Source organism: Halopseudomonas oceani, from assembly GCF_002903165.1.
GTDB lineage: Bacteria > Pseudomonadota > Gammaproteobacteria > Pseudomonadales > Pseudomonadaceae > Halopseudomonas > Halopseudomonas oceani.
This window is the reverse complement of record NZ_PPSK01000001.1, coordinates 101,301-124,296: the sequence shown is the minus strand read 5'-3', so window position 1 is coordinate 124,296 and position 22,996 is coordinate 101,301. Positions and strand designations below refer to the sequence as shown.

Below are 22,996 nucleotides of genomic sequence, written 5' to 3'. Positions count from 1 at the left end.
CGGTGAACGTGAGGTCTCGTAGCCAGTGCTGCCCGATCTACTGACAGCATCTGCGGCGCACGCGATCTGGTCATCATTGGCAAAACTTGTGGCGCCAGCAGCCTGCCTATAACGTTCATAATGAAGAGATGCATTTGACGACGCAGAACCGATCGACGTGACACCCGCCTACGACCCCAAAACCCTGCTTATGCTGGCCTGCCTGCTGACCGGCGTGATAGGCATCATGCTTCTGTTGCTGGGTCGCGCGAGCACACCACGTATTCCAGGCGTTCGCTACTGGGCGACGGGGTCGCTGCTGATGGCACTGTCGGGCATGCTGATTGTCCTGCGTGGTGTGGGGCCGCAATGGCTCACATATACTGTCGAGAACACCGCAGCGATGCTGGCCTACACCCTCTACTGGATTGGCAGCGCCAGGTATTTCGGTCGGCAGCCGCAGCTCAAGGGCTGGGTCGTGCTGTTTTTAGTGGCCTGGATCGGGCAGGCCTACTTTACCCATGTCGAAGAAAGCGTGCGGGGACGTTACCTTAGCTTAACCGGCTACGTGTTCGCTGCCAGCCTTATGCATACCATCGTGTTTGCGCAAGAGCTACGCTGCGGCAGAGGCGCCTGGAGGCAACGCGGGCTGGGTTTGCCCTTCACCGGTTTCTGGGTCGCCTTCTCGACACTGGTGTTTGGTGCCCGCTGGCTGCACGCCATCTTCCAGCCGCAGGATGGGCAGGGCTTGCTCGATGTGTCCTGGTTGCAGGCGCTCTACCTTGGCACCTTCGCCTTCGGCCTGGTGATCGTTAACATCGGTTTCCTGTTGCTCATGTCCGAATGCATCCGAAGCCGCTTTGAAGACCTGGCCATGACCGATACGCTTACCGGCGTGCGCAGTCGTCGAGCGGTGGTGGGAGCCGCCAGCGACCTGCTCCAGCGCAGCAGACGGAGCGGCAAGCCCTATTCGGTGCTGTCGCTCGACTTGGATCATTTCAAAGCGATCAACGACCAGTTCGGTCATCAGTGCGGTGACCGCGTGTTGGAGGCATTCTGTCGGCACATGGAGGATGCCATGCGACAGGCTGATGTGCTCGGCAGGGTAGGTGGCGAGGAATTTATCGTATTGCTGCCGGCAACTACCGTGGCTCAGGCCGGTGAGCTGGCTGAGCGGTTGCTGCTGGCCGCGAGGACCAGCGAGCCGGGCTTGCCCGACATCACGGTCAGCATCGGCTTCACCGAGTGGCGGCCGGATGACCCGTCCATCGAAGCGTTGCTCAGCCGCGCAGACCGCGCGCTGTATGCCGCCAAGGCCGCTGGCCGCAATCGGGCCATGCCCGGTTAATACAGGTTGCGCAGGTCGTGCTTGACCACTGCATCCACCACCAGTGTGGTGGCCTTGCCGAGCAGGCCGCGGCCGTTCATGTGCTCGGACAGCATTTTCGAGAATGCCGGTATCGCCTTCTCGGGAAGGTGGGTCGCCGCATCCCATAGCCCGGCACTGACCAATTCGGGGCAGTGCTGAAAGCGATAGCGCTCTACCTCCAGCACGGTCGCTACCTTGGGCGCTTTGTTGTTCACCGCCAATGGCTTCAGTGTCTCTGGGTTGCTGGTGACCCAGGCCTGACCTGCGATCGACAGCACCGTGCTGTTGCCGGGCTGGATCAGCGACAGTCGCAGTGCACCGTCGGCAATGATATTGGTCAGAGTGCAGGCCACCTTGTTGCCGGGGCGTTCGGGGATCAGCAGGGTGCCGGGGCCAAGGGACTGCACAAAGCCCTCAGGGTCGCCGCGTGGGGACAGCTCGGTATGCTCGCCCTGCTGGGTCAGCATCAACAGATACGGCGCCTTTGCGACAAAGGCCAGGGCGCGCTCGCTCAGGGCGTCGCCTTCCTCCGCGACGAAGGGCTGGTCAGGGCCGCGCACCCGCCAGAAATCCGCCCGTACCTTGGCGCGCGAGCAATGCAGAAACAGCGCGTCAGCCTGAAACGTCAGCACGTCACCGGTCGTATTCGGCTGCAGCACGCAGCGGCCATTGGCGCGCAGACTGAAGCCCACGCCGGGCAGGAAGAAATACAGGCTGCAGGCCAGCCCCGCCGGTGGCAGGGTCGGCTGCGGTTTGCCCGCAGGCCAGGGCAAGACAATGGTGTGTCCTTCAGCCTGCAGCACCGGATGGTTGCGCAGGTTCAGATAGGTCACATCCAGCGCGTCCTCGATAAAGCCGACCGCACAGACCGAGGCGTGGCGGATGATGGTCAGGCAATAGTCGTCCAGTTCGCGTTGCAGGCGCTTGTGCATCATTGCCGGTGGCGAGGGGATCAGCTCCCGCAGCTTGCTCAGCGAATCAACCTGGTGTTCGTGCATCGCATGTTCCTCGTTAGATCGGGTCAGTCGATGCTAGGCAGCGGGCGCTGGGCAGACCATTGCAGCGGCGCTCAAATAGTCTGGCTTTTGGTTGCACGTTGGTGCTGGTACGGCAGCGGGTGGACCGGTAGAGTTGTGGCAGGAGAGTCCTCAGGAGCGAGGCAAGATGGGCAATCACACCAGCGTATCGGCCGTGGCGGTACTCGATCTGCACGACCTGCTGCTGGAGTTGAACGTGGTCAGCGCGCAGCAATTGCGCGCCGCCGGAATCTACCGTGAAAAGCTGCTCAATCAGCGCGCCAACGCCGCGCCGCTGCAGGAGCAGCGGGCCAGCGAGACCCTGCTGCTTATACTCTGGCAACTGGCCGAGCGTCACGGCACACGGCCCGAGCTTGGACTGATCATCGGACAGCACTACAACCCGGCTGCCCATGGCGTGCTCGCCAGCTGGTTGCGGCACTGCCGCCGTGCCGGCGATGCGCTTGCGGTATTCCAGCGCAACATCGCGCTGATGAACCCCACGGAACGCTGGACGCTGACCGAAGGCAAACGCGCGCTGACGCTGACCGTCGAATTCGCCCCCGACCGCGCCTACCCCCAGATCGCGGTAGAGCGTAGCCTCAGTGCCCTGCTGCGCTGGTCAGCCGAAATGACCGGCACCACCGTGACTCCGCTCAGCTGCGAACTGATGCGCCCGCGTCCGCAGCAGATTGAGCCCTTCGAGCAACTGTTCGGGCGCAACCTGCGTTTCAACGCCAGCTGCAACAGTCTGCAACTGCCGCGCAGTTTCCTGGATACGCCGATCACCGGCGCCAATGACTATCTGCGGCAGATGCTCCAGGCTCGCGCGCTGGATACCCTGCAGCAGGTCGAGCAAGGCAACAGCCTGAGTCGCACCGTCAGTCAGTTGATCCGTCAGAGCTTGCCCGACAACCTCAGCCTCGACCACATCTGCGCCCAACTGCACCTAAGCCGCCAGACCCTCTACCGGCACCTGAAACAGGAAGGCACCAGCTACACCGAACTGGTCAACCAGATACGTAGGGAGCTAGCCCAGGCTCTGATAGAGCAGGGCCTGACCATGGAGCGGGTGAGTGAGCAGTTGGGGTTCAAGGACCCGAGTACGTTTTATCGGGCGTGCAGGCGCTGGTATCGGGCAGAGCCGACAGCGCGCACAGCAAAGATTAATCTGCACGATCGTGCAGATTAATGTTGAGATTGATCGGCGGAGTGCTGAATCCTCACGCTCATGAGGTTTTCTGCTATCTGCCATCCACCCCACCAATACCCTCACATACGCCACGGTAACTCAACTGGTTACCGTGACTGGCCGGTTCTACACTGGGCGGCATTTGAACAAACAGGAAGAGCCCCAATGACGTACGAGACCCTCGACTATCAGGTGGAGGACGGTGTCCTCACGCTGACGCTGAACCGTCCTGACCGCATGAATGCCTTTAACGGCCTGATGCGGCGTGAGCTGATTGCGGCCTTTGATGCGGCCGATGCCGATGATGCGGTGCGTGTGGTGATCATGACCGGTGCGGGCCGTGCGTTCTGTGCCGGTGCGGATCTGGAGAAGGGCGGTGATACCTTCAACCGTCACAAGCGTCAGGATCAGCCCGAGGGTGATGACCTGCGTGATGGCGGCGGTACTGTCTCGCTGCGTATCTACGAGTGCCTCAAGCCGGTCATCGTTGCCTTTAACGGCGCGGCTGTCGGCGTGGGCGTGACCATGAGTCTGCCTGCTGACATTCGTATGGCCTCGACCAACGCCAAGTTCGGTTTCGTGTTTGCCCGTCGTGGCATCACCATGGAAGCCTGCTCCAGCTGGTTCCTGCCGCGCCTCGTCGGCCCTATGCAGGCGGCCGAATGGGTCTACACCGGCCGTGTCTTCAGCGCCGAAGAAGCGCTCAAGGGCGGTCTGCTGCGCAGCGTCCACGAGCCTGATGAACTGCTGCCCGCGGCGCGCGAGCTGGCCCGTGAGATTGCCGACAACACTTCTGCCATGTCCGCCGCGCTGAACCGTCAGCTGCTGTGGCGCATGATGGCGGCGGATCATCCGATGGAAGCGCATATCATCGATTCCCGCGCGATTGCCTTTATGGGTGAGTCCGAAGATGCGAAAGAGGGAGTCGGTTCGTTCCTGGAGAAGCGTGCGCCGCAGTTCAAGTTGCGTCCGAGCACGGACAAGCCTGCGTTTTTCCCATGGTGGGAAGAGCGCAAGTTCCGATAAAAGCTACCTGCGTTGGCATTGCTGCGTTGAAGCAAAGGCCAAAAATGCTCACTTACTCTTTGTAAGGTCGGGCGCGACTCCGATCGCTTTTTGGTCTTCACTTCGCCTTGCACTGCCTGCCTCTGTGACGCTTTTATTGTTTGCCGGCAGCACGGCGCACTGCTGACCGGATACGACGCCCGCGCACGTTCTGTGTGCGGGCGTTTCAGTGTTAGGCTTTGGCCTTTTCTACCCAATGGGAGCTGTTGCCATGAGTCGTCACTTTGAATCTGCCCCGGGCCTGTGCGAGAACCGTGATCCGGCTACCGAGGGGTTTGTCTTCAACCAGACTATGCTGCGCATCAAGGACCCTGAGCCGACGCTGGATTTCTATACCCGCGTGATGGGCATGACGCTGGTGAAGAAGCTGGATTTTCCGGCGGCCAAGTTCAGCCTGTATTTTCTGGCCGCGGTCGACAGTAACGCGCTCGACACCTGGTCTGACGATCCGGTCGAGCGCACCCACCAGACCTTCGGTCGTCCGGCCGTGCTGGAGCTGACCCACAATTGGGGCACCGAAGGCGATCCGGAATTCAGTTATCACAACGGCAACGAAGATCCACGCGGCTTTGGCCATATCGGCTTTGCTGTGCCGGATCTGGAGGCGGCCTGCGCGCGCTTTGAAGAGCTGGGTGTGTCCTTCGTTAAGCGCCCGCAGGACGGCAAGATGCACAACATCGCTTTTATCCGTGACCCGGATGGCTACTGGATCGAGATCTTTGCGCCGGGTGGGATGGCGTAATCGGTATCGTTGGGGGCACTGCATGCCGTGCCCAGTCTGCCGGGGGGCTTGGCGGGAAGAGGAATCGTGCAGACGTGAAGACGGTATCTACGGGAAGTGCGCACCCTCCAGCGCCCCCTGCTGGGTGCGTTTGTCGTATTCGCGGTCGTCGATAGCGAGCTGTTCCAGCAGGCGGCGGCCGGTGGCGTTGGCGGCTTGTTGCAGTTGCTCGCAGGAGGCCGCGGGCGGCAGGTTTTGAATTGCCTGTTCGATCTGTCTGGCGGCGTTCATTGCCAACTCTACATGACCATCATGATGCAGCTGCAGGGCAAGCAGGTAGCTGTCCCATTGCGCCTGTACGCTGGCGGTGCGCTGCGGGTCGGGCTGCAGTTGCGGTATGTAGGCGGTGATGCTGACGTCTGTGGTCGCTTCGGTGATGCGGCACTGACCGGGCGTGGACTCCCAGCGGAAGTTCCAGTTGACCCGGTTGGCGCTGTGCTGGCGGTTGCGGTTCAGGCTGGCGCGGATGGTGTCGACGGTGGCGCCACTGACATCAAAACTCTCCACCCGGCTCTGCAGACGGGGCTCGGCGCTGCTCGGGCCTGCCGCCAGCAGCAGCGGACCAAGCAGCAGCGGCAACAGCCACCGGCGGCGCATCAGATCGGGTCCATCAGCCGCTCAAGGGCGGCGCGGCAGCGGTTGGGGATCGGGAAGGCGGTGTTGCTGGCGCGGTCGACGAATACGTGGACGAAGCGGCCCGCCGCGCAGGCTTCTTCACGGCCCTGTTTGAACACGGCCAGTTCGTAATGCACCGAGCTGCTGCCCAGGCGCGCGACCTTGACGCCAATCTCGATGGCGTCAGGAAAGGCGATGGGCGCGAAGTAGTCGCAGTTGGAGCTGACCACAAAGGCGACCTGGTCGCCGGTATGGATGTCCAGCCCGCCTTCGGCGATCAGCCAGCTGTTTACCGCGCTGTCGAAGTAGCTGTAGTAGGTCACGTTGTTGACGTGACCGTAGATGTCGTTGTCGTGCCAGCGGGTGGTGATGGCGTGCAGGTAGGGGTAATCGCTGCGGGTGGGCTTGCTTGTACTCATGATTGCTCCGCTTGCGGCTCAGTAGGCCAGGTTGTAGATGGCGAGCGCGTCCGCTTCGGTGACCTCGCGCGGGTTGTTGACCAGCAGACGCTGCTGCAGCATGGCGTCCTTGGCCAGCATCTCCAGCTTGTCCTTAGGCACACCGGCATCGCGCAGACGGCTCGGCAGACCGCAGCGTGGGCTGAGCTCGCTCAGGGCGCGCACCAGTTGTTCGGTCAGGCTGTCGGCGTCACCGGGTACCAGGCCACGGCCGACGATCAGCGGGGCCAGCTCGGCGTACAGTGGCGCGGCGGCCGGCGCGTTGAATTCGATAACGGTTGGCAGCACCAGTGCGTTCGACAGGCCGTGCGGAATATGGAAGTGACCACCCAGCGGGTAGGCCAGTGCGTGGACCGCAGCGACCGGGGCATTGGCGAAGGCCTGGCCGGCGAGCAGCGCGCCGAGCAGCATGGCCTGGCGGGCTTCGCGGTTCTGACCGTCCTGCACCACCGCATCCAGGTTGCCGGCCAGCAGGCGCAGGGCCTCGCGGGCGAGCATGTCGGACAGCGGGTTCTTCTTCAGTTTGCTGGTGTAGGCCTCGATGGCGTGCACCATCGCGTCGATGCCGGTGGCGGCGGTGACGTGGGCGGGCAGCCCGAGGGTCAGGTCGGCATCCAGCAGGGCCAGATCCGGCAGCAGAATCGGTGACACCACGCCCATCTTGGTGGTGGCGCCGGTGGTGATGATCGCAATCTGGGTGACTTCCGAGCCGGTGCCGGCGGTGGTCGGCACCTGAATCAGCGGCAGGCGCTGGCCGCGGGCATTGCCGACGCCGTAGATGTCCTGCAGGGTTTGGCTGCAGCTCGGGTGTGCGAGCAGGGCGACCAGCTTGGCCACGTCCATCGAGCTGCCGCCGCCGAAGCCGATGATCAGCTCGGCCTGCATGGCCTTGGCCTGCTCAACGGCCGCCAGGACCACGGACTCCGGCGGATCGGCCTCGACCTGATCGAATACCTCAACGGCAATGCCAGCGCTGCTCAGGGTCGGCACTACGCCGCTGAGCAGGCCGATCTTGGTGATGCCGGGGTCGGTGACAATCAGCACGCGGTGGGCGTCGCGGACCTTGCACAGCTCGCCGAGCTGGCTGGCGGAACCGGATTCGCAGAGGATCTGCGCGGTGGTGGCAAAGCTGAAGGGATTCATCGGGCCTCCGGGTTGGGTGCGGGTTCGATCTGCTGCGTGCCCGTGGGCCGCGGTTGTTGTGTGGTCATCGCCGGGTAGTCACCGGCTGGCGAGATCGAAATCAGTTTCCAGACTGAGTCAATTCTGCTGACTGTACGTTCATGCGGCAAGGGCTATTGATGTTACCGATGGTAATTTACAGCGCGGCAGGGTGGGAGAGGCGAATTTCAACTCGGCCTTGCCAAGCGGCCTAGAGGAACATCTCCAGCAAGTCGTTGAGGAACAGTCGGCCGCGTTCGGTCGGGCGTAGCTGCTGGCGCCAGGGCTCGAGCAGGCCCTTGGCTTCGGCCTGGTTCAGGGTGTCGGCGATCTGCTCCAGCGACTGGCCGGTGCGCTCGGCGTACCAGGCGCTGGGCACACCATCGACCAGCCGCAGGGCGTTCATCAGAAAGTCGAACGGCAGCTCGTCGGTGTCCAGCGTCTTGCTGCCCGCCAGATAGGCCTTGTCCGGGTTCAGGTAGTCCTTGGGCAGGCGGGTTTTCCAGTAGCGCTGTACCTGGCCGCTGGCGTTGGTCAGCTTGCCGTGGGCGCCGGCGCCCAGGCCGAGAAAGTCGCCGTACTGCCAGTAGTTCAGGTTATGGCGGGCACGGCGGCCGTCACGAGCATAGGCAGAAATCTCGTACTGGGCGTAGCCGCCGGCGGCCAGGCGCTGCAACCCGGCTTCCTGAATCGACCAGAGAATGTCTTCCTCGGGCAGCGTGGGCGGGCGCGAGTAAAACACGGTGTTCGGCTCCAGCGTCAGCTGATACCAGGACAGGTGCTCAGGCGCGAGCGCCATAGCCTGATCCAGATCGGCCATCGCCTGGGCGTGCTCCTGATTCGGCAGGCCATGCATCAGGTCGAGATTGAGGTTGTCGAAGCCGGCGCGGCGCGCCATGTCGACGGCGCCGAGGGCTTCGCGGTCATCATGGATGCGGCCAAGGGCCTTGAGATGTTCGGCATTGAAGCTCTGGATGCCGATCGACAGGCGGTTGATGCCGGCCAGCCGGTAGTCGCGAAACTTGGCCTGCTCAAAGGTGCCGGGGTTGGCTTCGAGGGTGATTTCGATGTCGTCTGCGAACGGCACGCGCTGATTCAGCGCCTGCAGGAAGCGATCCAGCGCGGCGGCCGAGAACAGGCTCGGCGTGCCGCCACCGAAGAAGATCGAGGTCAGCGGCCGGATGGGCAAGTCGTCGAGTAAGCGCAGATCCTGCTCCAGATCCTCGATCAGGGCGTCGACGTACTCGGTTTCGGGCAGGGCATCGCGACTGGTGTGCGAATTGAAGTCGCAGTAGGGACACTTCTTTACGCACCAGGGGATGTGGATGTACGCCGCCAGGGGCGGCAGAGGGCTGAGCGTCGGTTGCGCCTGCTCGGGCTGGAGGCTGGAGGCTAGAGGCTGGAAGGTCGGCATAGTGTGCTGGTTCTGTTGTGTGGAAAGGGCAGGGTGTTGGCACCGCTTGATGTCGCGGCCTTCCTGCCTTCCTTGGATAAGGAGCAGCCCAGTTGATTCAAGGCTTCCAGCCTACAGCCTTCAGCTTCAAGCGGGCTGCAAGCCCAGCTTGGCGCGTAGCAGCGCCATTGCCCGCGCCCGGTGACTCAACTGATTTTTTTCCTGCGGGCTGAGTTCGGCGCTGGAGCAGTCGCGCTCCGGCACCCAGAACAGCGGGTCATAGCCAAAACCGTGCTCGCCGCTGGCGGCGTGCAGGATGCGCCCTTCCCAGGCACCTTCGCAGATCAGCGGGATCGGGTCTTCGGCGTGGCGCAGCAGTGCCAGTGCGCAGATAAATTGGGCGCCGCGCTCGGTGTCCGGTACGTCCTTCAGCGCTTCAAGCAGCTTGGCGTTGTTGGCGGCGTCGCCGCCACCGCCTGCGTAGCGGGCAGAGTAGATGCCGGGTGCGCCGCCAAGCGCATCGACTGCGAGACCGGAGTCGTCGGCCAGCGCCGGCAGGCCTGAGACGCGGGCGGCGTGACGGGCCTTTATCAGGGCGTTTTCGACGAAGGTCAGCCCGGTTTCCTCGGCTTCGATATCGGTGAAGTCGCTTTGCGGGCGGACAGTGATGCTGTCACCCAGCATGGCCTGGAGTTCCGCGAGCTTGCCCTTGTTGTTGCTGGCGAGCACTAACTCACTGAAGGGCAGGGCAGTTTTATTGGTCATCGGGGAAGAATTCCTGCTGGAAGTTCAGGCTGTGCACCATGGCCCCTTCTTCGGCTTGAATATCGACCTTGAATAGCAAGATGCCGCGCTGGGTGGCGGTGTAGTTGGCGACGAAGTAGATGGCGTCGCCTTCCTGAATGCGCTTGAAGTCGAGGGTTGTTGGCTGGCCGATCAGGCTGCGTACTTCGCCCCTGAGGATGGCGTCGACCGCGCTGCCGTCGGCGCGCTGCACGGCGATGTTGAGCACGCCGTGGGTCGGGCCACGCTTGAGGCCAGCGTTGGCGGCGATGTCGGGTTGCAGCAGGCTGCTGTTGAATACGTTGTGGTAGACCACCAGATCACCGAAGCGGGTGGGCTCGGGACCGGCGAAGACGTTGAGGCTGAGTAGCATCAGGCTCAGCAGGCAGAGACGACGAAACATGGCAGTTCTCCTCAAAAGTGGACTAGCGACTGACCCGGTAGATCGCGACTTCACCCAGCAGGTTGGGCCACAGACCACTAAACCAGCTGCTCTGGTGGGTCTGGTCGACCACCAGACGGTCCAGCACCTTGATGTTGCGCTCACGGCACAGCTGCTCGAAGTCCTTGAAGGTACAAAAATGGATGTTTGGAGTGTTGTACCAAGTGTAGGGCATGAACTCGGACACCGGCATGCGGCCCTTGGTGCCCAGATACCAGCGGCAGCGCCAGTGAGCAAAGTTGGGGAAGGTCAGGATGCCTTCGTGACCGATGCGCAGCATGTCTTCCAGCACCCGGTCGGGGTAATGCATGGCCTGCAGCGACTGGGTCATGACCACGGTGTCGAAGCTGTTGTCCTCGAAGTTGTCGAGGCTTTCGTCGAGGTTCTGCTCCATCACGTTGACGCCGTGGCGGATACAGCTGCTGATCTTGTCCGGGTCAATTTCCAGACCGTAGCCCTGCACCTGCTTATGGTCGCGCAGGTGGCGCAGCAACTGGCCCTCGCCGCAGCCCAGGTCGAGTACCCGGCTGCCCGGGCGAATCCATTGCTGGATGATCTCAAGGTCGGCGCGCAGGTTCATTGGCTCACCTCGATGCGGTTCATGTAGCCACTCAGGGCCTCGATGTAGCGGGGAATCGGTAGCAGGAAGGCGTCGTGGCCCTGGGCTGCTTCGATCTCCAGATAGGAGACGTCCTTGCGGGCGGCCAGCAGGCCGTCAACCAGCTCGCGCGAGCGCGCCGGCGAAAAGCGCCAGTCGGTGGTAAAGGACATCACCAGGCAGCGCGCCTTGAGGCCTGCCAGGGTGCGTGCCAGGTCACCGCCGTTGGCTGCCGCCGGGTCAAAGTAGTCCAGCGCCTTGGTCATCAGCAGATAGGTGTTGGCGTCAAAGCGGCCGGAGAATTCCTGACCCTGGTAACGCAGGTAGCTCTCCACCTCGAACTCGACGCTGGTGAGGTCGTAGTTGAGCTGATCGGAGCGCAGGTCGCGGCCGAATTTGGCGCCCATCGAGTCATCCGACAGGTAGGTAATGTGGCCGACCATGCGCGCCAGCATCAGGCCGCGCTTGGGGATCACGCCAAAGGCGGCGTAGTCGCCGTTGTGGAAGTCCGGGTCAGTGATGATCGCCTGCCGGGCCACTTCGTTGAAGGCGATGTTCTGCGCCGACAGCTTGGGCGCGGTGGCAATGGCCACGCAGTGGCGGACGCGCTCCGGGTAGCTGATTGCCCACTGCAGCGCCTGCATACCGCCAAGGCTGCCGCCGACTACCGCAGCCCACTGCTGAATGCCCAGCACGTCGGCCAGCCGAGCCTGACTGTGGACCCAGTCTTCAACGGTCAGTACCGGGAAGCTGGCGCCGTAGCTCTTGCCGGTTTCCGGGTTGATGCTGGAGGGGCCGGTGGAGCCATGGCAGCCGCCGAGGTTGTTCAGGCTGACGACGAAGAAGCGATTGGTGTCGATGGCCTTGCCGGGGCCAATGCAGTTGTCCCACCAGCCTGGCTTGCGGTCATCGACGCTGTGGTAGCCGGCGGCGTGGTGATGGCCGGACAGGGCGTGGCAGACCAGCACCGCGTTGCTGGCGCTGGCGTTGAGTTCACCGTAGGTCTCGTAGACCAGCTCGTAGCTGTTCAGCGGCTTGCCGCAGGCCAGGGGCAGAGGGTCGGTGAAGGTCTGGCGCTGGGGGGTGACCAGGCCGACGGAGTCAGCAGGTAGTCTGGACATCGGTAACCTGTTCCTGTGTCGCTTGGCCGGACTTCGCAGGAGGGTTGCTCCGGGGTGCTGCAGGCAGGCGAAGGGCCAATAATAGAGGCGCCAGTCTAAAGAGGGCGTTGGTCCGGTGCAACATTCAGCCGCGGCTGATAGCCAGATCCTCGGGCAGTTGCTGCGGTTGTTTGATCAACATACGTTTCTGCCGGCTGGTCTGACCGCTGAGCAGGCTGACCTGCTGGCGGCTGACCGCAAAGGCATCGGCGAGAAAACGGATCAGCGCGTCGTTGGCCTTGCCGTCGACGGGCGGTGCGCTGATGCGGATTTTCAACCGTTCGCCATGCTGGCCGGCAAACTCGGCGCGCTTGGCGCCGGGCTGCAGATGACAGTCGAGGACCAGGTCCTCGCCCTGCCAGTAGTAGAAGGCCACGATCCGGCTTACAACGCCAGCGTCAGGCCGCGTGGCATGCTGGCCACGGCCGCCAGATTGGCGATCACCAACATGTCGAACAGCCGAATGGCGATAAAGGCAAAGATCGGTGACAGGTCCAGCCCGCCAAGCGCCGGCAGAATTCTGCGGATCGGTGCCAGCAGCGGCTCGCACAGCTGGTTGATCAGTAACACTGCCGGGTTGTAGCTGCCCTGGGCAACCCATGACAGGATCACACTGATGATCAGCACAAAGAAGAAGATCTTGGCGAACAGCGCGAGGATGCCAATGGCCGACCAGGCGACCAGCAGGACAATGTTCGGCAGCGCGTAGCCCATCAGTACGATGATCAGCACCATCAGCACCAGTTGAATCACCAGCGCAAGGACCAGCGAAGCGAAGTCCAGCCCGCCGTAACCGGGAATGATCCGGCGCAGCGGCATCAACAGCGGCTTGGTGGCGCGGACGATGAACTGCGAGATCGGGTTATAGAAATCGGCGCGGACCAGCTGGAGCAGAAAGCGCAGCAGCACCACTAGTAGGTAGAGATTGCCGAGGGTTTGCAGCAGGTAGATGGCGGCCGTATTCAGGCTGTTCATGGGCAGTCAATCCTCAGGCGAGCTCGCGGGACATTTCGGCTGCGCGGTCGGCGCAGGCCTGCATGGCGTCTTCGACCATCTTCGGCAGCCCCTGGCTGCGGAAGGTCTCGATGGCGCGTTCGGTGGTGCCGTTCGGCGAGCAAACGCGGCGGCGCAGCTCGGCCACGTCGACGTCGCTGTGCACCGCCATATCGGCGGCACCCAGGCCGGTGAACAGGGCCAGGCGCTCGGCGGTGTCACGCGGCAGGCCGAGTTTTTCGCCCGCGTCGATCATCGCTTCCATCAGATAGAAGAAATAGGCCGGACCGCTACCGGACACCGCAGTGACGGCGTCGATCAGCTTTTCTTCCTCTAGCCAGACACTGATACCGACCGCGTTGAGGATGCTTTCGGCCTGCTCGCGCTGCTCGTCGCTGACCGCGGCGTTGGCATACAGGCCGCTGACGCCCTGGCCACGCAGTGACGGTGTATTGGGCATGCAGCGGACGATGGCGGTACCGGCGCCAAGCCAGTTTTCCAGGCTGCCGCAGGTGATGCCGGCGGCAATTGATATGATCAGTTGGCCCGGCTTGCGGCTGCGCGGCAGTGCGCGGCAGACGTCCTGCATGACCTGCGGCTTGACTGCCAGCAGGAGGATGTCGCACTCGGCGGCGAGCACTGCGTTGTCGGTCGCGGTGCGAATGTGGAACTGACGTTCCAGAGCGGCGCACTGCTCGGCCTTGGTGTCGCTGGCGATCAGGTTTGCCGGCTTGACGTTCTTCTGCAGCATGCCGCCGATCAGGCTGGTAGCCATGTTGCCAGCGCCGATAAAGCCGATTACGGGTGCAGTCATGTGGGAAACCTCGTTCTGCATGCGTTAGGAGTGGGGGTACTGGCGCTGCCCGAACAGGGCGGTGCCGATACGCACAATGGTGGCACCTTCCTGTACCGCTTCGGTCAGGTCATCGCTCATGCCCATCGACAGCGTGTCCAGTTCCAGCGGCAGGCTTTGTGCTGCCTGGCGCAGTGCCGCCAGCGGCGCGCGGCGCGCTTCGCTGGTCTCGGCCGGGGCCGGAATCGCCATCAGCCCGCGTAGCCGAATGCGTGGCAGCTCAGCGACCGCCGCAGCAAGCTCCGGCAGCTCGGCCAGCGAGACGCCGGATTTGCTGTCCTCGGCGCTGATGTTCACCTGCAGGCAGACATTCAACGGCGGCAGATGTTCCGGGCGCTGGTCAGAGAGGCGCTGGGCGATCTTCAGGCGATCGACGCTGTGCACCCAGTCGAAGTGTTCGGCGATGGGGCGGGTCTTGTTGGATTGAATGGGGCCGATGAAGTGCCAGCACAAGGGCAGATCACCCAGCTCGGCCATCTTGTCCAGGGCTTCCTGCAGGTAGTTCTCGCCGATATCCTTCAGCCCTGCGGCCCAGGCGTCGCGAATGGCGCTGGCTGGGCGAGTCTTGCTGACTGCCAGCAGGGTAACCGCCTCGGCTGGGCGCCCGGCTGCCTCGGCAGCCCGCCGGATGCGCTCACGAACGTTTGCAATATTCTCTGCTATCGTGGACATTACGGACGTTAATACCTTGCCAATGGAATAGACACTGCGGGCATTCTACATGCATGCAGGTTGTTATGGGGAACCCTATGGATATTACCGAGCTGTTAGCCTTCAGCGCTAAACAGGGCGCGTCGGACTTGCACCTGTCGGCAGGACTGCCGCCCATGATCCGTGTTGACGGCGACGTGCGCCGGATCAACGTACCGGCGATGGAGCACAAGCAGGTTCATGCGCTGATCTACGACATCATGAATGACAAGCAGCGCAAGGACTATGAGGAGTTTCTGGAAACCGACTTCTCGTTCGAGGTTCCCGGTGTGGCCCGCTTCCGGGTCAATGCGTTCAACCAGAATCGTGGCGCAGGCGCCGTATTCCGGACCATTCCTTCCAAGGTACTGACCATGGAAGATCTGGGCATGGGCGATGTGTTCAAGAAAATTTCCGATGTGCCGCGCGGTCTGGTGCTGGTCACCGGCCCGACCGGTTCGGGCAAGTCGACCAGTCTCGCGGCCATGCTCGACTATCTCAACTCCACCAAGTATCACCACATCCTGACCATCGAAGACCCGATCGAATTTGTTCACGAGTCGAAGAAGTGTCTGGTCAACCAGCGTGAAGTACACCGTGACACACTTGGCTTTGCCGAAGCGTTGCGCTCGGCACTGCGGGAAGACCCGGATATTATCCTGGTTGGTGAGATGCGTGACTTGGAAACCATCCGTTTGGCGCTGACTGCGGCAGAAACCGGTCACCTGGTGTTCGGCACCCTGCACACCACGTCGGCCGCGAAGACCATCGACCGTATCGTCGACGTGTTCCCCGGTGAAGAAAAAGCGATGGTGCGCTCGATGCTGTCCGAGTCACTACAGGCGGTTGTCTCTCAGACCCTGCTGAAGAAGATCGGCGGCGGTCGGGTGGCTGCCCACGAAATCATGATCGGTACCCCGGCGATCCGTAACCTGATCCGTGAAGACAAGATCGCGCAGATGTACTCGGCGATCCAGACCGGTGGCAACCTCGGCATGCAGACCCTCGACATGTGTCTGAAGTCGTTGGTCGCCAAGGGGCTGGTCAGCAAGGAAAGCGCGCGTGAAAAGGCCAAGGTCGCTGACGGGTTCTGAGTTCAACAATAGTGCCGGCGGCGGTGTGCCTGTCGCCATGAAGGAAAGGTAGAGGCAACGCATGGAGTTCGAGAAGCTGTTGCGGTTGATGGTCGAGAAGGGCGCGTCCGACCTTTTTATTACCGCCGGTGTACCGCCGAGCATGAAGGTCAACGGCAAGATTCTGCCGGTTACCAAAACCCCGCTTTCACCGGAACAGACCCGCGAAACCGTGCTGGGCGTGATGACCGAAGCACAGCGCCGCGAGTTTGCCGAGAAGCGTGAGTGCAACTTCGCCATCAGCGCACGTGGTATTGGTCGTTTCCGGGTCAGCTCGTTCTACCAGCGCAATCTGGTGGGTATGGTGCTGCGTCGGATCGAGATCAACATCCCGACCATGGAAGATCTACGCTTGCCCGAGGTGCTCAAGCAGCTGGCGATGACCAAGCGTGGTCTGGTCATCTTCGTTGGTGCCACCGGGACCGGTAAGTCGACCTCGCTGGCGTCGATGATTGGCTATCGCAACAAGAATTCCAGCGGCCATATTATTACCATCGAAGACCCGATCGAATTCATTCATCAGCACCAGAACTGCATCGTGACCCAGCGCGAGGTTGGTATCGATACCGACTCGTTTGAGGTCGCGCTGAAGAACACCCTGCGGCAGGCGCCGGACGTGATTCTGATTGGTGAGGTGCGGACCAAGGAGACCATGGACCACGCGGTTGCCTTCGCCGAAACCGGTCACCTGTGTCTGGCAACGCTGCACGCCAACAATGCCAACCAGGCGCTGGACCGGATCATTCACTTTTTCCCGAATGAGATGCACGATCAGGTCTGGATGGACCTGTCGCTAAACCTCAAGGCCATCGTTGCCCAGCAATTGATCCCGACACCAGACGGCAAGGGGCGTCGTGCGGCGATTGAGGTGATGCTCAATACCCCGCTGGCAGCCGACCTGATCCGCAAGGGCGAGGTGCACGAGCTCAAGCCACTGATGGCGCGCTCGAACGAGCTGGGCATGCAGACCTTCGATCAGGCGTTGTACAAGCTCTACAGCGCAGGGGAGATCACCTATGAAGATGCGCTGCTGCACGCTGACTCGGCAAACGACCTGCGTCTGATGATCAAGCTGGGGTCCGAGACCGACGGCCAGCACCTGATGGAAGATCAGCTCAGCAACGGGCTATCGCTGGAGGAAGAGGAAGAGGTCGCCTCACGCACGCGCCGCTTCTGAGGCATGGCCTGTTACCGCCGTCACTCGCTGACGGCGGGTGCGTTATTGGTTGCTGTGCTCAGACGGTTGCGGCCACCGCGTTTGGCTTCAAGCAGGGCGTGATCGGCCTGGCTAATGGTATCGGAATAGCTGCTGTTCTTACCGTGCTGGGCGATGCCGATACTGACGGTCATGCCGACCAGCTCGTCCTGTACTCGAATGCCCAAACGCTCCACCGCGGTGCGGACCCGCTCCATCACCAGCGTCGCTTCGTCGCTGCCGGTTTCCGGCAGCAGGATCAGAAACTCCTCACCACCCCAACGGCCGCACAGGTCGCTGTCGCGGATTTCCGCATCCAGAACGCGGGCCAGCTCGACCAGTGCCCCGTCACCGACTTCGTGACCGTAACGGTCATTGATGCTCTTGAAGTGGTCCACATCCAGCATGGCGAGACTGAACGGGCGCTGATAGCGGATATAGCGCTCTGCTTCCTTCTTCAGGCGGTCTACCAGCAGGCGACGGTTACCCAGGCCGGTCAGCGCGTCGTGGGTTGACGCTTCGCGCAGGGCCTCGTTCAGGTCGCGCATCATGTTCTGGTAGCGATCCGAGATGCGGGCGACCTTCTCCAGTTGACGCAGTTGCTTGTTGAGGCGCTCGGTCAGTGATTGCTCTCGCTGCCTGGCCATGCTCTGGTAGCCGTCAGAGATGTGGCTGATCCGGTCGATGCGCCGTGCCAGGTCCTGATGGGCTGTCCACAGTTCGCGCAGCGGCGCGTAGAGAGGACTGTCCTGGTAGGCAGTTTGCTCCAGCAACTGGCTGATCTGCGTTTCAAGGTCCCCTTTTGACTCTTTCATGGCGTGCTCAGGAGTGACTGATGATGTTGAAGGTGAACGTACAGTCTTCCTTGAACTCCTCAGCCAGTTCCGCGACGCGTTCATTTTGTGGGTCGTAGTACCAGTTGACCTGAACCGGCTTACCGTCCTGGTGAGCCGCTTCGAGCAAGTCAAAGACATCCATCATGGCTTTGACGCTACTGGTATTCAGGTATAGCAGACGCAACTCGAGGCTCAGCTCGGCGTTGGCCTGCTCAAGGTAGGATTCGATCCAGTCGAATACTTGCTGAAACATGTCGAACGAGTTTTCCGGGTAGGAATCGCCGGCCATGTGCAGTTGGCCTGCGGCCCAGTCGCTGCGGACTTCCGGGGTGGATTGCGAGCTTGGGATGCTGAAATCATTCATGGTTACTTGGCTCTTGGTTCGGTCAGATCACGGCGCGCAGGCTGAAGAAGCTGCGGCCGTTGGCGGCGGGCTGCAGGGAAGCCTGCAGCGGAGCGCTGGATTTGCGAGCAATATCGATCAGGCCCAGGCCGGCGCCGGAGGGGCGCTCGCCGTCACGCGGGCGTCGAAGCTGCTCCTTGTAGGCTGCCTTCAGGCCGGCCTTGTCGAGCTTTGCCAGGTCGTCGATGGCTTTGACCAGACTGTCGCCATCCGCGCTTTCGATCAGGTTGCCCGCCGATACCACATAGCGCCCTTCCTGGTTGCGTGAGACGACCACAGTGGCGCCAGCTTCCGGCTCGCTCCAGCCTTTGCCGCGGGTGTAGTGGCTGATGTTCTGGGTCATTTCGATATAGACCGCGAATACATCCATGGCCGCGGAGGTGGGTGCGCTGTCGGCCGCCAGGTAATTGCGCAACGCATTGCCGATCTCTTCAATCAGGCTGCGCGAAATCGGGCCGTTGAAACACAGCAAGATCTGCTGGCTGTTGAAGCTCTCGCGCATCGAGAATAGGTCGATATTGTCCATTACAACTCCTGTGCGGTCGGGCGGTTGCTCAGTCAAAACGGAAACACAGCATGGTGATGTCGTCGCGCTGCGGGTAATTGCCCTGGTATGCGGCCAGTGTATCGCTGAATGCGGCGCTTTGCTCGCTCAGTGGCAAGCTGGCGTGGCTGCGCAGCATTTCGGCAAAGCGGCTGTTGCCGAAGCCGAAGCCGCGGTCGCCACCGGCCTGATCGAGGAAACCATCGGTACACAGGTAGAAGGTGCGACCGGTCTGTAGTGCTATCTGCGCGTTCTGGTACTCGCCCTGGCGCTTGTCGCCCAGTGCCCGGCGCGCGCCCGGGAGATGCTCCACGACTTCGCCGTCGCTGTGATACAGGGAGATCTTGGCGCCGGCAAAGGTAACCTGCTGGGCCGTGAGGTCGACGTAAGCAAGGCCGACGTCCATGTTGGTCGCCACCGACTTGGTTTCCTCCGAATCACTGAGCATGTGCCGGACGATCTGGTCGGTGCGGCGCAGGACGGCAGCCGGATCGTGCATGCCGCAATCGCTGATGGCCTGGTCCAGCGCGGCGTGGGCCAGCATGGTCATCAGAGCGCCGGGAACGCCGTGGCCGGCGCAGTCGACGACGCCGAACAGGCAGTGATCCTGTTCGTTGCGGAAAATGTAGAAGTCGCCGCCGACCACGTCGCGCGGGCGCCAGAGCACGGCGTGATGCTCGCCGAGGGCATTAACCAGCTCCCGGTTGGGCAGGATCGAGCGCTGGATCAGACTGGCGTAGTCGATCGAGTCTTCAATCTTCTTGCGCGCTGCGTGCATCTGCTGGTTGACCTGTTCCAGATCCTGAGTGCGTTCCTGCACTCGTTGTTCCAGCTCCTGGGTATGGCTGCGCACTTTCTCGGCCATGATGCCGAAGGCGTCGCTGAGTTCGCCAATCTCATCGTCGCGGGCGGCGGGCATGGTCACGTCATAGTTGCCGGCGGCCATCGCCTGGGCGCCACTTTTGAGCTGGCGCAGCGGGCCAAGCAGCAGGCGCTCGATGGCAACCGCAAAAATCAGCACCATGAGCAGCAGCAGGGCGGCCAGGCCGATCAGCAACGGGGTCAGCCAGGTGCTGTCGATGACCTCGGCGGTGGTCAGGTCGATGGCGTTGACCACATACCAGTTCAGTTCCGGGATAAAGGTCAGGGCCAGTAGCTCGGAGGTGCCTTGCAGCTGCACCGGTAATGTACGCACAGCGCCCGGTTCGGCTGTGACTGCGGTAATGGCGGCGACTACCGCTGCGCGATCCTTGTCGCTGACCAGGTTGAGCAGGTTGGCGCCGGTGCCCTTGTTGGCGTCGGCACCGGAATTGAGCGCGATCAGGCTGCGGTCGCTGTGCGCCTGGATGGCTCCATCGGCGTCGATGATCATGGGAGTCACGCCCGGATCATCGCTGGTGATGAAGTCGCGAATGAAGTCGGACAGATCCAGCCCGGAACCCGCGAGGGCCAGTACGCTGCCGTCGTGATCCTTGACCACCATGTTGAGCCAGACCTTGGTGGTATCCAGCTCAGGGTTGGTGTCGACGTTGATGTTGTAGTTTTCGGTACTGCGCAGGGTACTGAAGAACCAACTGTCGGCGTCAGAGTCGGGATTGAGAATATAGCGCGGCTCGGTACTGGGGGGCTGGTCGCCGCCGTTAAAGTAGTAGCTGAGGTTGTCCAGGCGGCCGATGAAGTAGGCGTGATCACGGAAGTCGCCGCGGTACAGCTCTGCCTCCCGGAAGAACAGAGCGGCCTTGGCCGGATCGTTCGGGTCAAGCAGCCACTGGCGGGTTACTTCGGAATTGGCAAAACGTAAGGACAGCGCCAGCTCGCGGCTGATTGGCGCGCTGATTTTCTCGCGGCTAAGCAGCGTTGCGTTGCGGGCGTAAGCCTCGCCAAAGTGCTCGTGAATACCGCTTAGCACCGACCAGCCGATCAGGCCGGCGGGTACCAGTGCCAACAGACAGGCCAGCACCAGGGCCAGCAGTGATTTGCCACGCAAGCCGAATGCGGCCATGCCCGGACTCCTTCCAATCGGTCAGTGTGTGCCTCGCCGGGCGGTCCTCCGCTCCAGCGTCAGGGTGTCTGGTATACCAGCTTTCCGCCGTACAGTGTGTGGGTGACCGCCACTGGCGCGCCTTTGCCGATGAACGGGCAGTTCGCTCCCCTGGACAGCCAGTTGCGGCCGATTTCGCAGGCCTGGGCCGGGTCGAACAGGGTGATGTCGGCGACGCCGCCTTGGTTCAACTGCCCGGCTGACAGCCCTAGAGCCGCTGCCGGCCCGGTGGTGACCCGCGACAGCGCCGCAGGCATTTCCAGCAGGCCATCGGCGACCAGTGTCATGGTCAGCGGCAGCAGAATTTCGACGCTGCTGATGCCCGGTGCCGAGGCAGCGAAGGGCACTCGCTTGGCTTCGGCTTCGTGCGGCTGGTGATGCGAGGCGATAGCCTGCACCACGCCGCTCTGCACGGCCTGGCGCAGGGCACGCCGGTCGTCGGCGGAGCGCAGCGGGGGCATGACGTGCAGCTGGCTGGAGAAACCGGTCAGGTCCTCGTCGCACAGCAGCAGTTGGTAGGCGGCAACGTCGGCGGTCACCGGCAGGCCGCGGGCCTGCGCATCAGCCAGCATGTCCATCGCGCGGGCGCTGGTCAGGCCGCTGAAGTGGGCGCGTACGCCGGTCTGCTCGATCAGCAGCAGGTCGCGGGCCAAAGCGACGGTTTCGGCGCTTTCCGGGATGCCGACCAGGCCCAGGCGGGAGGCGGTTGGCCCTTCATGGGCCATGCCGCCTTCGGCCAGGTCAGCATCCTGCGGAGTGAAAATGATGGTCAGGCCGAAGGTCGCTGCGTATTCCAGCGAGCGACGCAGGATGCGATTGCTGCCCATCGGCGCCAGCCCTTGGGTAAAGGCAACGCAGCCGGCGTCGCGCAGGGCGACCAGTTCGCTCAGTTGCTCGCCTTCCAGCCCTTTGGTCAGGGCACCGATGGGCAGCACGCGGGCGTTGCCGGCAGCCTGGCTGCGATCCAGGATCAGCTCGGCCACCGCCGGGGTGTCCAGTACCGGGCGGCTGTCCGGCGGGCAGCACAGGGTGGTCACGCCGCCGGCGGCCGCGGCCCGGGTTTCGCTGGCGATGCTGCCCTTGCGGCTGTAGCCGGGCTCGCGCAGGGAAACGTTGAGGTCCACCAGGCCGGGGCAGGCAATCAGGCCGCGGGCGTCGATGCGCTGGTTGGGGCTGAAGCCCTCGGGTGCGGCGCCGATGGCCAGAATGTGGCCGGCGGCGATATGCAGATCGGTAATTTCATCAAACTGGCTGGCGGGGTCGATGACCCGGGCGCCTTCAATCGTCAGTCGCATGGTTCAGTTCGCTTCCTGGTTGAGCTGGCGCTGGGTGGTCTGTCCGGTCATGGCCATCGACATGACGGCCATGCGCACGGCGATGCCGTAGGTCACCTGCTTGAGGATCACCGATTGCGGGCCGTCGGCGACCTCCGATTCGATTTCGACGCCACGGTTGATCGGGCCGGGGTGCATGACCAGTGCATCGGGCTTGGCCAGCGCGAGGGTCTCGCGGGTCAGGCCGTAGAGCTTGTAGAACTCGCTCTCGCTTGGCAGCAGGCCGCTCTGCATGCGTTCTTTCTGCAAGCGCAGCATGATGACCACGTCGACGTCACGCAGGCCAACGCGCAGATCGTTGAAGACCCGTACGCCGTACTGGTCAATGCCTTCGGGCAGCAGGGTGCGCGGGGCGATCACGCGAATGTCCGGGCAGCCGAGGGTTTTCAGGGCGAGCATATTGGAGCGTGCAACCCGTGAATGCAGGATGTCGCCGACGATGGCGACCGAAAGGTTCTCGAAGTCGCCGCGGTGCCGACGGATGGTCAGCATGTCGAGCATGGCCTGGGTCGGGTGCGCGTGGTTGCCGTCGCCGGCGTTGATCACGGCCACGTCCGGGCAGACCCGCTCGGCGATGAAGTGCGCGGCGCCGGAATCGCCGTGGCGCACGACGAACATGTCGGCGGCCATCGCCTCGAGATTCTGCAGGGTGTCGTACAGGGTTTCGCCCTTGCTGGTCGACGAGGTCGAGATGTTCAGGTTGAGCACGTCGGCCGACAGCCGCTTGGCCGCCAGCTCGAAGGTGGTACGGGTCCGGGTCGAGTTCTCGAAGAACACGTTGCAGACCGTCTTGCCGCGCAGCAGCGGTACTTTTTTGACCGCGCGCTCACCGACTTCGAGGAAGGAGTCGGCGGTATCGAGCAGTTCGGTCAGCAGGTCGCGTGACAGCCCTTCGATGGTCAGGAAGTGGCGCAGCTGGCCCTGTTGGTTGAGTTGCAGGTGATGCGGCGTCAGGCTCATGG

At 62.7% G+C, this 22,996-nt stretch carries 25 protein-coding genes; 6 read left to right on the top strand and 19 right to left on the bottom strand.

Annotation, left to right across the window (positions count from 1 at the left end; translation table 11 throughout):
• The first annotated feature begins 157 nt into the window (after window positions 1-157).
• A complete protein-coding gene (locus tag C1949_RS00625) occupies window positions 158-1,327 on the top strand; it encodes a GGDEF domain-containing protein (protein ID WP_104736539.1) in 1,170 nt (389 codons plus the stop codon).
• On the opposite strand, the gene C1949_RS00620 is transcribed toward C1949_RS00625, so the two are convergent.
• Window positions 1,324-2,346, bottom strand: coding sequence for a PNPOx family protein (locus C1949_RS00620; RefSeq protein WP_104736538.1), 1,023 nt, complete (start codon window positions 2,344-2,346; stop codon window positions 1,324-1,326). The genes C1949_RS00625 and C1949_RS00620 overlap by 4 nt on opposite strands.
• 166 nt (window positions 2,347-2,512) lie before the next feature.
• Here C1949_RS00620 and C1949_RS00615 point away from each other — a divergent pair, with 166 nt between their 5' ends.
• The 3 genes from C1949_RS00615 (at window position 2,513) to gloA (ending at window position 5,363) form a co-directional block, all read left to right on the top strand.
• Entirely contained in the window at window positions 2,513-3,556 is a 1,044-nt protein-coding gene (locus C1949_RS00615) for an AraC family transcriptional regulator (RefSeq protein ID WP_104736537.1), read from the top strand.
• A gap of 165 nt (window positions 3,557-3,721) precedes the next feature.
• Window positions 3,722-4,582: a crotonase/enoyl-CoA hydratase family protein gene (locus tag C1949_RS00610; protein ID WP_104736536.1), complete on the top strand. Its 861-nt coding sequence runs from the start codon at window positions 3,722-3,724 to the stop codon at window positions 4,580-4,582.
• Between the two features lie 250 nt (window positions 4,583-4,832).
• Window positions 4,833-5,363, top strand: a complete 531-nt coding sequence (gloA, locus tag C1949_RS00605) for a lactoylglutathione lyase (RefSeq protein WP_104736535.1) — start codon at window positions 4,833-4,835, stop codon at window positions 5,361-5,363.
• A gap of 87 nt (window positions 5,364-5,450) precedes the next feature.
• Here gloA and C1949_RS00600 read toward each other — a convergent pair whose 3' ends face one another.
• The 12 genes from C1949_RS00600 to C1949_RS00545 form a co-directional block, all read right to left on the bottom strand.
• A complete protein-coding gene (locus C1949_RS00600) occupies window positions 5,451-5,999 on the bottom strand; it encodes a DUF922 domain-containing protein (protein WP_104736534.1) in 549 nt (182 codons plus the stop codon).
• A complete protein-coding gene (locus tag C1949_RS00595) occupies window positions 5,999-6,436 on the bottom strand; it encodes an acyl-CoA thioesterase (RefSeq protein ID WP_104736533.1) in 438 nt (145 codons plus the stop codon). The genes C1949_RS00600 and C1949_RS00595 overlap by 1 nt, the downstream gene beginning before the upstream one ends.
• An 18-nt stretch (window positions 6,437-6,454) precedes the next feature.
• Window positions 6,455-7,618: an iron-containing alcohol dehydrogenase gene (locus tag C1949_RS00590; RefSeq protein ID WP_104736532.1), complete on the bottom strand. Its 1,164-nt coding sequence runs from the start codon at window positions 7,616-7,618 to the stop codon at window positions 6,455-6,457.
• A gap of 229 nt (window positions 7,619-7,847) precedes the next feature.
• Window positions 7,848-9,050 (bottom strand): radical SAM family heme chaperone HemW, encoded by a 1,203-nt coding sequence (gene hemW / locus C1949_RS00585; protein WP_104736531.1) that lies wholly within the window; start codon window positions 9,048-9,050, stop codon window positions 7,848-7,850.
• A gap of 126 nt (window positions 9,051-9,176) precedes the next feature.
• Window positions 9,177-9,794, bottom strand: coding sequence for an RdgB/HAM1 family non-canonical purine NTP pyrophosphatase (rdgB, locus tag C1949_RS00580; RefSeq protein ID WP_170062969.1), 618 nt, complete (start codon window positions 9,792-9,794; stop codon window positions 9,177-9,179).
• On the bottom strand, window positions 9,784-10,215 hold the full coding sequence (locus C1949_RS00575) for a DUF4426 domain-containing protein (RefSeq protein WP_104736530.1): 432 nt from the start codon (window positions 10,213-10,215) through the stop codon (window positions 9,784-9,786). Before C1949_RS00575 ends, rdgB begins: the two co-directional genes overlap by 11 nt.
• Before the next feature lie 22 nt (window positions 10,216-10,237).
• Window positions 10,238-10,828, bottom strand: coding sequence for a methionine biosynthesis protein MetW (gene metW / locus C1949_RS00570; RefSeq protein WP_104736820.1), 591 nt, complete (start codon window positions 10,826-10,828; stop codon window positions 10,238-10,240).
• Window positions 10,829-10,830: 2 nt separating this feature from the next.
• A complete protein-coding gene (metX, locus tag C1949_RS00565; protein WP_104736529.1) occupies window positions 10,831-11,973 on the bottom strand; it encodes a homoserine O-succinyltransferase MetX in 1,143 nt (380 codons plus the stop codon).
• Window positions 11,974-12,097: 124 nt separating this feature from the next.
• On the bottom strand, window positions 12,098-12,388 hold the full coding sequence (locus tag C1949_RS00560; protein ID WP_104736528.1) for a DUF167 family protein: 291 nt from the start codon (window positions 12,386-12,388) through the stop codon (window positions 12,098-12,100).
• A gap of 8 nt (window positions 12,389-12,396) precedes the next feature.
• Window positions 12,397-12,987: a YggT family protein gene (locus C1949_RS00555; protein WP_104736527.1), complete on the bottom strand. Its 591-nt coding sequence runs from the start codon at window positions 12,985-12,987 to the stop codon at window positions 12,397-12,399.
• A gap of 13 nt (window positions 12,988-13,000) precedes the next feature.
• Window positions 13,001-13,819 (bottom strand): pyrroline-5-carboxylate reductase, encoded by an 819-nt coding sequence (proC, locus tag C1949_RS00550; RefSeq protein ID WP_104736526.1) that lies wholly within the window; start codon window positions 13,817-13,819, stop codon window positions 13,001-13,003.
• 24 nt (window positions 13,820-13,843) lie between these two features.
• Window positions 13,844-14,530, bottom strand: coding sequence for a YggS family pyridoxal phosphate-dependent enzyme (locus C1949_RS00545; RefSeq protein WP_104736525.1), 687 nt, complete (start codon window positions 14,528-14,530; stop codon window positions 13,844-13,846).
• 77 nt (window positions 14,531-14,607) lie between these two features.
• Between C1949_RS00545 and C1949_RS00540 the strand changes: the two genes are divergently transcribed.
• Together C1949_RS00540 and C1949_RS00535 are read left to right on the top strand one after the other, a co-directional pair.
• Window positions 14,608-15,642 (top strand): type IV pilus twitching motility protein PilT, encoded by a 1,035-nt coding sequence (locus C1949_RS00540; protein WP_104736524.1) that lies wholly within the window; start codon window positions 14,608-14,610, stop codon window positions 15,640-15,642.
• Between the two features lie 61 nt (window positions 15,643-15,703).
• Window positions 15,704-16,858 (top strand): PilT/PilU family type 4a pilus ATPase, encoded by a 1,155-nt coding sequence (locus tag C1949_RS00535; RefSeq protein ID WP_104736523.1) that lies wholly within the window; start codon window positions 15,704-15,706, stop codon window positions 16,856-16,858.
• A gap of 20 nt (window positions 16,859-16,878) precedes the next feature.
• On the opposite strand, the gene siaD is transcribed toward C1949_RS00535, so the two are convergent.
• The 6 genes from siaD to C1949_RS00505 are packed head-to-tail and all read right to left on the bottom strand — an operon-like array spanning window position 16,879 to window position 22,994.
• Entirely contained in the window at window positions 16,879-17,691 is an 813-nt protein-coding gene (gene siaD, locus C1949_RS00530; protein WP_104736522.1) for a biofilm regulation diguanylate cyclase SiaD, read from the bottom strand.
• Between the two features lie 7 nt (window positions 17,692-17,698).
• Window positions 17,699-18,076 (bottom strand): biofilm regulation phosphoprotein SiaC, encoded by a 378-nt coding sequence (gene siaC / locus C1949_RS00525; protein ID WP_104736521.1) that lies wholly within the window; start codon window positions 18,074-18,076, stop codon window positions 17,699-17,701.
• Window positions 18,077-18,098: 22 nt separating this feature from the next.
• Complete coding sequence (siaB, locus tag C1949_RS00520) at window positions 18,099-18,641, bottom strand: biofilm regulation protein kinase SiaB (RefSeq protein WP_104736520.1); 543 nt, start codon at window positions 18,639-18,641, stop codon at window positions 18,099-18,101.
• Between the two features lie 28 nt (window positions 18,642-18,669).
• Window positions 18,670-20,661 carry a biofilm regulation protein phosphatase SiaA gene (siaA, locus tag C1949_RS00515; RefSeq protein WP_104736519.1) on the bottom strand — a complete coding sequence of 664 codons (1,992 nt, stop codon included), beginning with the start codon at window positions 20,659-20,661 and terminating at the stop codon, window positions 18,670-18,672.
• A 59-nt stretch (window positions 20,662-20,720) separates the two neighbouring features.
• Window positions 20,721-21,995: a dihydroorotase gene (locus C1949_RS00510; protein WP_104736518.1), complete on the bottom strand. Its 1,275-nt coding sequence runs from the start codon at window positions 21,993-21,995 to the stop codon at window positions 20,721-20,723.
• A 3-nt stretch (window positions 21,996-21,998) separates the two neighbouring features.
• On the bottom strand, window positions 21,999-22,994 hold the full coding sequence (locus C1949_RS00505) for an aspartate carbamoyltransferase catalytic subunit (protein ID WP_104736517.1): 996 nt from the start codon (window positions 22,992-22,994) through the stop codon (window positions 21,999-22,001).
• Between the last annotated feature and the right edge of the window lie 2 nt (window positions 22,995-22,996).

Coding starts and splice junctions, on each gene's coding strand:
- C1949_RS00620 (WP_104736538.1), bottom strand. CDS start 2,346: ATGCACGAACACCAGGTTGATTCGCTGAGCAAGCTGCGGGAGCTGATC.
- C1949_RS00615 (WP_104736537.1), top strand. CDS start 2,513: ATGGGCAATCACACCAGCGTATCGGCCGTGGCGGTACTCGATCTGCAC.
- C1949_RS00610 (WP_104736536.1), top strand. CDS start 3,722: ATGACGTACGAGACCCTCGACTATCAGGTGGAGGACGGTGTCCTCACG.
- gloA (WP_104736535.1), top strand. CDS start 4,833: ATGAGTCGTCACTTTGAATCTGCCCCGGGCCTGTGCGAGAACCGTGAT.
- C1949_RS00600 (WP_104736534.1), bottom strand. CDS start 5,999: ATGCGCCGCCGGTGGCTGTTGCCGCTGCTGCTTGGTCCGCTGCTGCTG.
- C1949_RS00595 (WP_104736533.1), bottom strand. CDS start 6,436: ATGAGTACAAGCAAGCCCACCCGCAGCGATTACCCCTACCTGCACGCC.
- C1949_RS00590 (WP_104736532.1), bottom strand. CDS start 7,618: ATGAATCCCTTCAGCTTTGCCACCACCGCGCAGATCCTCTGCGAATCC.
- hemW (WP_104736531.1), bottom strand. CDS start 9,050: ATGCCGACCTTCCAGCCTCTAGCCTCCAGCCTCCAGCCCGAGCAGGCG.
- rdgB (WP_170062969.1), bottom strand. CDS start 9,794: ATGACCAATAAAACTGCCCTGCCCTTCAGTGAGTTAGTGCTCGCCAGC.
- C1949_RS00575 (WP_104736530.1), bottom strand. CDS start 10,215: ATGTTTCGTCGTCTCTGCCTGCTGAGCCTGATGCTACTCAGCCTCAAC.
- metX (WP_104736529.1), bottom strand. CDS start 11,973: ATGTCCAGACTACCTGCTGACTCCGTCGGCCTGGTCACCCCCCAGCGC.
- C1949_RS00555 (WP_104736527.1), bottom strand. CDS start 12,987: ATGAACAGCCTGAATACGGCCGCCATCTACCTGCTGCAAACCCTCGGC.
- proC (WP_104736526.1), bottom strand. CDS start 13,819: ATGACTGCACCCGTAATCGGCTTTATCGGCGCTGGCAACATGGCTACC.
- C1949_RS00545 (WP_104736525.1), bottom strand. CDS start 14,530: ATGTCCACGATAGCAGAGAATATTGCAAACGTTCGTGAGCGCATCCGG.
- C1949_RS00540 (WP_104736524.1), top strand. CDS start 14,608: ATGGATATTACCGAGCTGTTAGCCTTCAGCGCTAAACAGGGCGCGTCG.
- C1949_RS00535 (WP_104736523.1), top strand. CDS start 15,704: ATGGAGTTCGAGAAGCTGTTGCGGTTGATGGTCGAGAAGGGCGCGTCC.
- siaD (WP_104736522.1), bottom strand. CDS start 17,691: ATGAAAGAGTCAAAAGGGGACCTTGAAACGCAGATCAGCCAGTTGCTG.
- siaC (WP_104736521.1), bottom strand. CDS start 18,076: ATGAATGATTTCAGCATCCCAAGCTCGCAATCCACCCCGGAAGTCCGC.
- siaB (WP_104736520.1), bottom strand. CDS start 18,641: ATGGACAATATCGACCTATTCTCGATGCGCGAGAGCTTCAACAGCCAG.
- siaA (WP_104736519.1), bottom strand. CDS start 20,661: ATGGCCGCATTCGGCTTGCGTGGCAAATCACTGCTGGCCCTGGTGCTG.
- C1949_RS00510 (WP_104736518.1), bottom strand. CDS start 21,995: ATGCGACTGACGATTGAAGGCGCCCGGGTCATCGACCCCGCCAGCCAG.
- C1949_RS00505 (WP_104736517.1), bottom strand. CDS start 22,994: ATGAGCCTGACGCCGCATCACCTGCAACTCAACCAACAGGGCCAGCTG.